General features: G+C 74.0%; 9 protein-coding genes. 3 read left to right on the forward strand and 6 right to left on the reverse strand.

Annotated features, from left to right (window positions below; all coding sequences use genetic code 11):
• Nucleotides 1-21: 21 nt before the first annotated feature.
• Nucleotides 22-828, reverse strand: a complete 807-nt coding sequence (locus tag ACFV0O_RS02425; protein ID WP_380335209.1) for a SpcZ — start codon at nt 826-828, stop codon at nt 22-24.
• A 345-nt stretch (nt 829-1,173) separates the two neighbouring features.
• Between ACFV0O_RS02425 and ACFV0O_RS02430 the strand changes: the two genes are divergently transcribed.
• Nucleotides 1,174-1,920, forward strand: coding sequence for a phosphotransferase family protein (locus ACFV0O_RS02430; RefSeq protein WP_380335210.1), 747 nt, complete (start codon nt 1,174-1,176; stop codon nt 1,918-1,920).
• Nucleotides 1,921-2,265: 345 nt separating this feature from the next.
• Here the strand turns inward: ACFV0O_RS02430 and ACFV0O_RS02435 are convergent, their stop codons facing one another.
• Together ACFV0O_RS02435 and ACFV0O_RS02440 are read right to left on the reverse strand one after the other, a co-directional pair.
• A complete protein-coding gene (locus ACFV0O_RS02435; RefSeq protein ID WP_380335211.1) occupies nt 2,266-2,928 on the reverse strand; it encodes a response regulator in 663 nt (220 codons plus the stop codon).
• Nucleotides 2,925-4,046 carry a sensor histidine kinase gene (locus ACFV0O_RS02440; RefSeq protein ID WP_380335214.1) on the reverse strand — a complete coding sequence of 374 codons (1,122 nt, stop codon included), beginning with the start codon at nt 4,044-4,046 and terminating at the stop codon, nt 2,925-2,927. Before ACFV0O_RS02440 ends, ACFV0O_RS02435 begins: the two co-directional genes overlap by 4 nt.
• Nucleotides 4,047-4,627: 581 nt before the next feature.
• Between ACFV0O_RS02440 and ACFV0O_RS02445 the strand changes: the two genes are divergently transcribed.
• Together ACFV0O_RS02445 and ACFV0O_RS02450 are read left to right on the forward strand one after the other, a co-directional pair.
• Nucleotides 4,628-6,118: an alpha/beta hydrolase family protein gene (locus ACFV0O_RS02445; protein WP_380335216.1), complete on the forward strand. Its 1,491-nt coding sequence runs from the start codon at nt 4,628-4,630 to the stop codon at nt 6,116-6,118.
• A gap of 455 nt (nt 6,119-6,573) precedes the next feature.
• Nucleotides 6,574-6,930 carry an STAS/SEC14 domain-containing protein gene (locus ACFV0O_RS02450; protein ID WP_380335218.1) on the forward strand — a complete coding sequence of 119 codons (357 nt, stop codon included), beginning with the start codon at nt 6,574-6,576 and terminating at the stop codon, nt 6,928-6,930.
• A gap of 177 nt (nt 6,931-7,107) precedes the next feature.
• Here the strand turns inward: ACFV0O_RS02450 and cydB are convergent, their stop codons facing one another.
• From cydB to ACFV0O_RS02465, 3 genes are all read right to left on the reverse strand, one after another.
• Nucleotides 7,108-8,121 (reverse strand): cytochrome d ubiquinol oxidase subunit II, encoded by a 1,014-nt coding sequence (cydB, locus tag ACFV0O_RS02455; protein WP_380335221.1) that lies wholly within the window; start codon nt 8,119-8,121, stop codon nt 7,108-7,110.
• Nucleotides 8,122-8,129: 8 nt separating this feature from the next.
• Nucleotides 8,130-9,512: a cytochrome ubiquinol oxidase subunit I gene (locus tag ACFV0O_RS02460; RefSeq protein WP_380335224.1), complete on the reverse strand. Its 1,383-nt coding sequence runs from the start codon at nt 9,510-9,512 to the stop codon at nt 8,130-8,132.
• Nucleotides 9,513-9,991: 479 nt separating this feature from the next.
• Nucleotides 9,992-10,525 carry a hypothetical protein gene (locus tag ACFV0O_RS02465; RefSeq protein WP_380335227.1) on the reverse strand — a complete coding sequence of 178 codons (534 nt, stop codon included), beginning with the start codon at nt 10,523-10,525 and terminating at the stop codon, nt 9,992-9,994.
• Nucleotides 10,526-10,735 lie beyond the last annotated feature (210 nt).

Genomic DNA, 10,735 nt, shown 5'->3' on the forward strand with positions numbered 1-10,735 from the left:
ACCGGGAGGGCGGGCCCGGGCTCAGCCCGGGTGCGCCGCCGTCCTCGGCTCCGTACCGTCCTCGGTCCTCGCCGCCGCCCGGGCCAGAGCGGCGGCGAGACCGTCGGCCAGCCGCGCCCAGGCGGCACGTTCGCCGCGCTCGCCCTGCCCGTCGGCGTGGACCCGCACCACCGCGCGGACCCGGGCGGACGGATACGTCTCGGCGTAGGCGTCCGGGTCCGCCGCCGCGTACGCGGCCGCCACGGCGGCGGCGTTGGCCAGGGCGTTCGCGTCGGCGTGGGCGCGCACGTTGGCCGTGGTGTTGAGCTCCGCGTAGGTCTCGCCGTACCGGGCGGCCTCGGCCTCGTCGTAGCCGTTGGCCAGCGCGTAGGAACCGGCGGCGGCAGCGGCCGTGGCGTAGGCCTCGGCGTACGGGTACGCGTGCCGGAAGAGCTCCCGCAGCTCCGGTTCGAGCGCCGCCCGCCACGTGCCCTCGTCGACCCGGCCGCCCCCCAAGGCCCGTGTGTGCAGGGCCAGGACGACCTGCTGCGGTGCGGCGGACCCGCCGCGGCGCGCGGTCGCCTCGGCCAGCACCGGGCCGACCGCGGAGCAGTACCAGTCATGGACCACGCTGAACGGCACCCCGCCGTCCGACCGCCGCACCTCCCGGCGCACACGGCGCGCCCAACCCGCCGCCGCGTCGGCGTCCAGGCCGTCGAACAGCACCTCCGCCACCTGCGCCAGCCAGGCCGGCACGGCCGGCCGCTCTCCTGTTGCCGGGTGCCCGGCGTCCCCCGCGGCGGCGTCGAGTGAGGCGTAGAAGGCCGAGAAGGTCTCCGCTGAGGTCATCTGCTCTGCTCCTGACTGGGCGGTCTGCTTGCTGCGGGCCGTTTGCTGCAGGCCGTTCGCTGCGGGCCGTGACGCTCCGACCCGTACGGCTGCGGATCACCTCGGCCCTTCCGGCCGGGCTGATCGAATCCCGCTACCCACCCTGACGGTCTCCCGGCACGGACGGTTCACCGGGCCGCCGACCCGACGGGATGCGCCGGATCGTCGCCATGTGGCGGAACGGCGAGCCGAGACGGTCCACCGGTCCCCTGACCTGGGAGGAACCGTGGACACGCACGGAGGACTCCTCCTCGCACGTGACAAACCCGGCGACGTCGGCGGTCATCCCCGGGATACTGGTCGCCCATGGATGAGGTCGAAGTCGTCGTCGCCCATGCCGAGCGTGCGACTCTGCGCGTCGGCGACGTGTTCCTGAAGGTGGACGCCGACCAGGCGCGCATCGACGTCGAGGTCGAGGCGATGTCCCTCGCGCCGGTCCCGACCCCGGAGGTCCTGTGGTGCAGACCGCCCGTGCTCGCGCTGGCCGCACTCCCGGGGACGACGCTCGGGCGCCTCGGCGGGCCGTCGACCGGGTCGCCGGCGGCGTGGGCCGCGGCGGGCACCGCCATCCGGAGGCTGCATGACGCGCCGCTGCCGTCCTGGCCGGGACGGGCCGGCCGGAGCATCGTCGCGCTGGCGGCGGAACTCGACGACGAGTGCGAGGTGCTCGTGACGAACGGCCTGCTGCCCGCCGACCTGGTCACCCGCAACCGTCAGGTCGCCGAGGCCGCGCTCCGGCCGTGGACTCCGGCCTTCACGCACGGCGACCTGCAGATCGCGCACGTCTTCGTCGACGGCGACGAGGTCACGGGCATCATCGACTGGTCCGAGGCCGGCCAGGGCGATGCCCTCTACGACCTCGCCACCTTCACGCTCGGACACGAGGAGCACCTCGGCGACGTCATCGCCGGCTACGGCGCCGACGTCGACCTCGACGTGATCCACGCGTGGTGGTCGTTGCGAAGCCTGCTGGTGGTGCGCTGGCTGACCGAGCACGGCTTCGACCCCTACGCGCCGGGCTGTGAGGTCGACGTGCTGAGATCCCGGATGTGAGACCGCGCGGGCCCGACCGCCAGGTATGCGTTCTGACGCGTCGACAGGCCGTCCCCGCGGCGCATCGCCCGCCCTTGCTCCCGGCAGGGTGCGGTGTGCAGCCGTCGCCGGCGGATGACGGCGCAGTCGAGGGTGACGAACGCCTGACGGCTGTCGTCGCGGATCTCCCCGCGGATGCGCGGGCGGCGGAACCGGTGCCGCGGCGCGGTCGCTCGGTCCGCGACCCGGCGGTACAGGCCCGGGGCGGCGCCGTGCCCGGCGGGGTGCGGGGTGATCCGGTACCCGACGGTGCGGCGCGTCGGCACCCGGGCCGAGGACATGGCCGTCGGCTCCGGTGGAGCCCGGTCAGGCCGGGCGGACGAGGCGGTTCTCGTAGGCGAAGACCACGGCCTGGATCCGGTCGCGGAGTTCGAGCTTGTGCAGGATCCGCCCCAGGTGGGACTTCACGGTCGCCTCGGCGAGGTGCAGGGTGGCCGCGATCTCGGTGTTGGACAGGCCCCGGCCGACCTGGACGAGTACGTCGCGTTCACGGGCGCTGAGCCGGCCCAGCCGCTCGTCGGGGCCGGCGCCGGCGCCGTCGGGGATGTGCGGGCGGAGGTCCTCCAGGAGGCGGCGGGTGATCCGGGGGGAGAGCACCGCGTCGCCCGCGGCGACGTTGCGGATCGCGGTGAGCAGTTCCTCGGGCCTGGTGTTCTTCAGCAGGAAGCCCGAGGCTCCGGCGCCGAGTCCGGCGAAGGCGTATTCGTCCAGGTCGAAGGTGGTGAGGATCAGTACGCGGCTCCGCGGGGCGGTTCTGACGATCTGTCGGGTCGCCTCGATCCCGTCGGTCCCGGGCATCCGGACGTCCATCAGGACGACGTCGGGGCGCAGTTCCCGGGCGAGGCGTACGGCCTGGCTGCCGTCCGCGGCTTCGCCGACCGGTGTCATGTCGGGCTGGGCCTCCAGGACGGTGCCGAAGGCCATGCGCAGCAGCGCCTCGTCGTCGGCGATCAGGATGCGGATCGTCATGCGGACGCCGCTCCGCTGCTGTCGAGGAGGAGACGGGTGTGGACTTCCCAGCCGCCGCCCGGTAGCGGTCCGGCGCGCAACGTCCCCCCGTAGGCGGCCGAGCGTTCGCGCATGCCGGGGATGCCGTGGCCGGACGGTGCGGTGCCGGGGGGCGGCGGGCAGGGGCCGTCGTCGGTGACGTCCACGGTGAGGGCCCCGGTCGAGCAGTGGATCCGGACCGTCGCGCGCGTGCCGGTGGGGGCGTGCTTGAGGGTGTTGGTCAGGGCTTCCTGCACCACGCGGTAGACGGTGAGTTGTGCGGTGGCGGGCACGTGGGCGTGGCCGCCGTGGACGTCGAGGCGGGTCGGCAGCCCGGCGGCGCACATCTGGTCGGCGAGTGCCTCCAGTTGGGCGATGCCGGGCAGCGGGTGGCGCTGCGCGTCCGGTTCGTCGGTCCGCAGGATGCCCAACGAGCGCCGCATGTCGGTGAGGGCCTGGCGGCCCGTCTCGGAGATCTGGAGCATCGCGGCGGTGGCCCTGTCGGGTGACCGGTGCTGCGCGTAGACGGCGGCGTCGGTGAGCGCGACCATGACGGACAGGTTGTGGGTGACGATGTCGTGCATCTCCCGGGCGATGCGTGTCCGTTCCTCGGCGACGGCCAGTCGGGCCTGCTGTTCCTGTTCCCGCTCCAGGCGTGCGGCCCGTTCCACCAGGGCGGCCAGGTAGGCGCGGGTGGTGCGCGTGTTCACCCCGAGGACGGCGGCGGCGACGGCCATCGCGGTGACCGCGACGAAGGGGGTCAGGAACGCGCCTTCCGGTGCCCAGCGCAGGCAGGCCAGCAGGACCCCTGCCTCCACGACGGCACCGGCGACGAGTGCGCCGCGCCGGCCGGTGTGCGCGGCCACCGTGTAGAGAGCCACCAACAGGGCGACGTCCGCAGGCAGTTGGACGTCCGTCAGCCACTGGACGAGGGCGGCGGCCGCCACGGCGCCGAACACCGCGAGCGGGGCCCGGCGCCGCCACAGCAGGGGCACCGCGAGGGCGGCGGTGAGGGCCACGGCCACCGGCAGCTCGTGCGGCACGCGCGTGGTCATGACGTTGAGCAGGAGGAGCACCGGCAGCAGCGAGTCCCACAGCACGGGCGGCAGCCGGGAACTCCGGCGCCCGACGGCCGTCAGCAGCCGTGCCGCGCGGGCGGCGGCCGGACTGCCGGCGCGGCTCGTCGGCCGTGACGCGGTCCCCGCCCACCGGGCCCGGTCCAGACGGCGTACCCGGTCCCGCACCCGGTCCCGGTCCGGTCGGCCTGCCCGGTGGGCATGGCCGGGTTCCGCGGCCGCCTCGGTCATCACACGTCCCTGTCGATTCGGCGTCATGCCGACCCCGGCCGGGGCCGACACACCGCGTACAGCCGGATCCGGGTCGGGTCGGGCGCGTACGCGTCGCGCCGCCCGGCACCTGCCGCTGCCCGGCCCGTCCCGCTGCTCGGCCCGCATCGCTGCCCGGCCCGTCCCGCGGCCCTGTCACGGTAGACCCCGGGCCCCGCGGCGCACATGACCCCACCGTCTGACGGCACCACGCCGGAATGCGACCTGAGGAGGAGGCCGCTACCTCCCGTGGTCGCAGGGCGGACGCTGATCCGGTGTGCTCGATCGCTGCCCCGGTCGCACGGGGACCGCCGCGGATTGCGACCCCGGTTGCAGACGACGGCGACCGGGGAGCGATGTGGCCGTGCACGCCCGGCGCCGAGCATGGCCACGTGACCGAGATCATCACGGGACCGCAGATGTCCCCCCTGGAAATCCTCGCCCTGCTGGGTGCCGTCGCGCTGGTGGTGGCGCGCTGGCTTCCCCCCGCCGCCCGTCCACGCGTCACGATCGCGGCGGGGGCGGTTCTCGTCCTGTCCGCGATCGTGCTCGCGGTGGCGGGGATCCGCTGGCAGATGCTGCCGGTCCTGGCGGGCGCCGCGTTCGCGCTGCCGTTCGCCCTCTCCCCACTGCTGCGACGCCGCTCCGGCCGGCCGGCGTGGCGGGCCCGCTGGTGGCTGGCGCTGTCGGGATCGGTGGCCTGCGTCGGCCTGATCGCCACGGGCCCGGTGGCCGCCTGGGCCTTTCCCGTGCCCGTGTTCCCCGAGCCGTCGGGCGAGTTCGCGGTCGGCACCCGGGTGCTGCAGTGGACGGACCCGGGCCGCCCCGAGACCTTCACCGCCGATCCGGACGACCGGCGTACGGTCGTGGTCCAGCTCTGGTACCCGGCGCAGAAGAGCCCCGCGGGCGCGCAGCTGGCCCAGTACCTCGGCCGGACGGAGCAGGAGGCGCGCACCGTCGCCGAGGCCCTCGCCCGCGGGGTCGGCCTGCCGGGCTTCCTGGTCGACGGTGTCCCGCGGGCCCGTAGCCGGTCGGTGTTCGACGCCCCGGTGGACGGCGGCGCGGGGCGGTTCCCGGTCGTGCTGTTCTCGCCCGGTTCGGGCGGGGTGCGCACCCAGAACACCGCCTGGGCGGAGGAGTTGGCCAGCCACGGCTACGTGGTCGCCTCGCTCGACCACCCGTACGACTCCGCCGCCGTCGTCCTCGCCGACGGCCGGACGATCACCAGCGAGACCTCCTCGTCCGGTGATGCGGACAAGGACGAGGAGCTGGCGGCCGGCTGGACGGCTGTTCGGGCCGCCGACCTCGGCTTCGTCCTCACCCGGCTGGACGGTCTCGACCGGGGCGAGGCCGCCGACCCGCTGACCGGGCGCCTGGACACCGGCCGGGTCGCGGTGGCCGGCCACTCCATGGGCGGTGCCGCCGCCCTGCAGGCGGCCCGGCAGGACCGCCGGTTCGACGCCGTCATCGACCTGGACGGCTACCCCCACGGCCCCGCCTCGCCCGCCCTCGACCAGCCGACGCTCGCCCTCACCCAGGCGATCACCCCGGGAACCGATCCGCGCTACCTGCCCCGCCTCACCGAGGCGCTCGACGCCGGCACCGCGACGAGCTACCGGCTCACCGTCCCCGGCGCCGCCCATCTCACCTTCATGGACGGCCCGCTGTACCTGCCGCCGGTGCCCACGATCGTCGGTTCTCTGGGCCGCACCGGGAGCCCGCGCGTCGTCGCCGCAGCCACCCTCGCCTTCCTGGACGCCACGCTGCGGGGCGAACCCGGCGACCTGGCCGGCGCCCTGCGGGCCTACGGCGACCTCACCGTCCACCACCCGGACGGCGGCCGCTGACCGGCCGCCCCGGGCACCCACGACGGCCGGACGGCACGACGGGATCCACCGACCGGACGGTGACGGGATCCACCGACCGGACGGTCGTGCCCGAACCGACGGCGGGCGGCCCCGGGTCGTCGTTCACCGACGGCCCGGGGCCGTCCGCGCGTCGACTCCTCCCGCGCGCGGGGACGTGCGTCGGCCGTCAGCGGCACCGGCCGGAGGGGATGCGGTGATGGTTCGTCGGCCCGGCGCGGTTCCGGATCGTCGCCTGCGCAGCCGTCGGCGCCGGAGGGTGCCGATCCGGGCGGGACTCGCACACCGTCCCGGCCGCCCGGAAGCGCGGTCACGGCCGTCGTGCGGTTCGTTGGCCCGTCCCGGCGGTCAGGGCCTACGCTGCGGCCACGGCGACCGACGGTGTGAAGGTCCCGGTTTCTTGGGCGTTCCCGCGTGCGGGGCGGAGAGGAGATGTCGTGATCGAGCTGTTGGATGGCATGCCTGCGGGGGTCATCGGGTTCGAGGCGAGCGGCAAGCTCGCGGCGGAGGACTACCGCGATGTGGTGCTCCCGACGCTGGAGGTCGCGGCCGAGGCCGGCGAGGTCCGGTTCCTGATCGTCATGCGCGACTTCCAGGGCATGTCGGGCGGGGCGCTGTGGCAGGACCTCAAGGTCGGCTTCGGCCACCTCAAGGCGTGGAAGCGCATCGCCGTGGTGACCGACATCGACTGGGTGCACCACATGACGTCCCTCTTCGGCTGGATGACTCCCGGGGAGACCAGGGTGTTCGCCCTCGACGACCGGGACGCGGCGGTCGCCTGGGTCCTCGGGTGACGGCACCGGTCACCGGGGCCGGTGCCGCCCACCGGCCCCCGGTCACCCGCGGTCCGCGCTGAGGCTCCTGAGGTCGTCGAGGTCCTGGGCGGAGCATCCGGACGGCTGCAGGACGAGGTGCCGGCCGTCCGCGGGTCGGGCAGTGTGGGCCGGGGCCACCGTCGACGCCCCGCCCCGTCACTCCGCGGTGCGGGACGGGCCGAAGTCCTCGGCGGAGATGCGCAGCCGGAAGACGTGGTAGGTCCAGCCCTGGTAGGCGAGCACCAGGGGGAGGAAGACGATGGCGACGACGCTCATCACCTTCAGCGCGTAGTTGCCCGAGGCGCTGTTCTGGACGGTCAGGTCGAACGCGGGGTCGGTGCTGGAGACCAGCAGGCGGGGGTAGAGGTCGACGAAGAGCGACAGGACGGTGGTCGCGATGGTGACGGCGGTGGCGACGAACGCCCAGCCGTCGTGCCGTCCGACGGTCAGCCAGACGGCGGAGACCACCGCGAGGACGGCGACGAGTTCGAGGATGTCCGGCAGGACGCCCTTGCCCGCGGTGGAGTGGGTCCACGGCAGGAAGGCCAGCACGGCGAGGGCGGTCGCCGGTGCGGTCCGGCGGGCCAGGAGCTTGGCCCGGGCCTGCACCGCGCCGGTGGTCTTGAGGGCGATGAACGTCGCGCCGTGCAGCAGGCAGAGCAGCACGAGGGTGAGGCCGGCGAACACCGAGTACCCGGAGAACAGGTCGCCGAAGGAGCCGGTGAACTCGTGGTTCTGGTCGATCGGCAGGCCGTGCAGCAGGTCGCCGAGGGCGATCCCGATCAGCAGCGGCACCAGCAGGCTGCCGGCGGTGAGCAGGGTGTCCCAGGTGCGGCGCCAGCGCACGCCGTCGACCTTGCCGCGGAACTCGAACGAGACGCCGCGCACGATGAGTCCGACCAGGAGCAGGATCATCACCAGGTAGAGCCCGGAGAACACGGTGGCGTACCAGTCGGGGAAGGCGGCGAACATCGCGGCGGCGGCGACGATCAGCCACACCTCGTTGCCGTCCCAGAGCGGGCCGATGGTGTTGATCGCCGCCCGTCTGCCGGGTTCGTCGCGGGCGACGACGGTGTGCAGCATGCCGACGCCGAGGTCGAAGCCCTCCAGGACGAAGAAGCCGGTCCACAGGACGGCGGTGACGATGAACCAGAACGTGGCGAGCGCCATCGAGGGCCTCAGTAGCTCAGGGCCGGGACCGGGGCGTCCTCGGCGGGCGGCGGGGACAGCTCCTTGCGGGCGTACCGGGTGATCAGGACGGCCTCGACGATCGCGAGCGCCGCGTAGAGCAGGAGGAACACCAGGATGCTGATGGCGACCGTGGTGGTGCTCACCGACGGCGAGACGCCGTTGCGGGTGAGCTGGATGCCCTGGACGATCCACGGCTGGCGGCCGTTCTCGGTGAGCAGCCAGCCGGCGGTGTTCATCAGGAACGGCAGTACCGAGGCCCAGACCGCCACCCGCTGGAACCGGTGCGCGCTGCCGAGCCGCTTGCGCCACAGCAGCCACAGGCCCCACAGCCCGACGAGGAGCAGCACGACGGCGAGGTAGGCCATCACCCGCATCGACCAGTACTGGATGAAGATGTTCGGGACGTAGTTGCCGGGCCCGTACTGCTGCTCGTACTGGGCCTGGACGGCGTTGAGGCCCAGGACCTGCCCGTTCCAGTGGTTGGTGGCCAGCAGGGAGAGCAGGTGCGGGACGGCGAGGATGCGGGTCGGCGTCATGTCGTTCCTGCCCCCGCCGATCTGGAACAGCGAGAACGAGCAGGGCTGGCAGGTGTCCCACTGGGCCTCGGCGCCGGCGATCTTCATCGGCTGGTACTTGCCCTCGGTGACGCCGAGTTCGCTGCCGACCAGCATCGCGACCAGGAGCACCGGGACCATGACGACCAGGGCCAGCTTGGCGGTTGCGTGGAAGGCGAGCGGGGACGATCCCTTGCGCAGCTGCCAGGTGGAGACCGCGAGCATCACCGCGCACCCGGTGACCACCGAGGCGAGGACCACGTGCAGGTACCCGCGCAGGAACACCGGGTTGGTGAACAGCGCCCACACGTCGTCGAGGACGGGCCGGCCGGTGGACGGGTCGATCGTGTAGCCGACCGGGTGCTGCATCCAGGAGTTGGCCGCCATGATGAAGGCCGCGGACAGCACCCCGCCGACGGCCACGGCCCAGATCGTCGCCAGGTGCACCCTCGGCGGCAGGCGGTCCCAGCCGAACAGCCACAGCCCGAGGAAGGTCGACTCCAGGAAGAACGCGGCCAGGCCCTCCATCGCCAGCGGCGCGCCGAAGACGTCGCCGACGGTGCGTGAGTACTGCGACCAGTCCATGCCGAACTGGAACTCCTGTACCAGGCCGGTCACCACGCCCACCGCGATGTTGATCACCAGGAGGACGCCGAAGAACCGTGTGAGCCTGAGGAGTTCGGGTCGGCCGGTCCGGTGCCAGCCGGTCTGCAGCAGGGCGGTGAGGAAGCCCAGGCCGATGGTGACCGGAACGAACAGGAAGTGGTAGACCGACGTCATGGCGAACTGAAGCCTGGCCAGGTCGAGTTGACTCATGTGGATCCGATCGCGGGGCGCTGGGCCCCAGTCAACCACGCACCTGCGGCCCCGGCGGGGCGGCGCCGCCGGGGTTAGCCCTGGCGGGTGTCGGCCGATCGGCGGAACCGGCCGGCCGGGGGCGCCGGCGGTGGTGGGGAGCGTGACCCCGCGCGCGCCCGAGCCGATGCCGCCGGATCCGGTAGAAATCCCGCTGGTTGGGCAGACTCCCGGTGGGTCCTCCGGGCTCAAGGAGGTGACGGAGATGACCACGATCACGGTGAAGAAGCGCCCCGCGCCACTACGCCCGCGGCCACCGCTCGATCTGCGGACGCCCTCGGGCCGTCCGCTCCCGTACTGACCGCACACTCACCTCGGCGCCCCGGGTTCCACGACGCGAGTCGTCCCGGGGCGCCGAGGTGCGTCCGGTCGTGACCGAGGTGCGCCCGGTCAGGGGTGAGGTGCGCCCGGTCAGGGATGAACGGTGCAGGCCGCTCCCGTCAGCTGTTGTCGATCTTGCCGCCGTTCGGGCCGAGCACGTACCAGCCCGCGCCGAACGCGTTGGAGCCCTCGCCGTTCGTGTCGCCGGGAGCGTGGTCACCGGCGAAGTAGTACAGCGGATGGCCGTGGTAGGTCACTTCGATGCTGTGGTCGGCACGGGTGACGGTGCCGAGGTCGGCTGCGCTGACCCCGCTGCCCGCCTGGGGGGTGCCGGTGGTGGTCAGCGGGGGCCAGGCGACGGCGCAGGTGCCGTCGCAGGCGGACATGCTCGGGCCGTCCTTCTCGAAGAGGTAGACCGTGCGGCCCTGACCGTCGGTCAGGATCGTGCCGAGCTTCGAATCGTGCACCGCGACCGTGGTCCCACCGGCGGCGGACTGCGCGGGCGGCTGGCCGGCGGGAGCGGGTGAGGAGGTGGCGGGCGGGGAGGGGGCGGCCGGTGCGGGGGCGGACTTGGCTCCACCACTGCTGCCGCAGGCCGCTGCCCCGAGGGCGAGGGCGGGCAGCAGTGCCGCTGCCCAGGCGAGACGTCGCATGAGAGGGGCTCCTTCTGAGGGGCGCCGGCCCCGGTGCGGTGGTCCTGCGGGCGGCGCACCCCTCAGTACGGGCCGCGGGTCGCGGGCGTTCACCCGGCCCGAGGGGCCGCGCCCCGGCAGGCCGGGCGCGGGCGCCGCCCCCGCGCCCCGGCCCCGGGACCGGCCCGGGGGGGGCTGGGCCGGGGGGTGCGGCCCCCGCCCCTCCCGGCA

This window comes from Kitasatospora sp. NPDC059577, assembly GCF_042735475.1.
Classification (GTDB): domain Bacteria; phylum Actinomycetota; class Actinomycetes; order Streptomycetales; family Streptomycetaceae; genus Kitasatospora.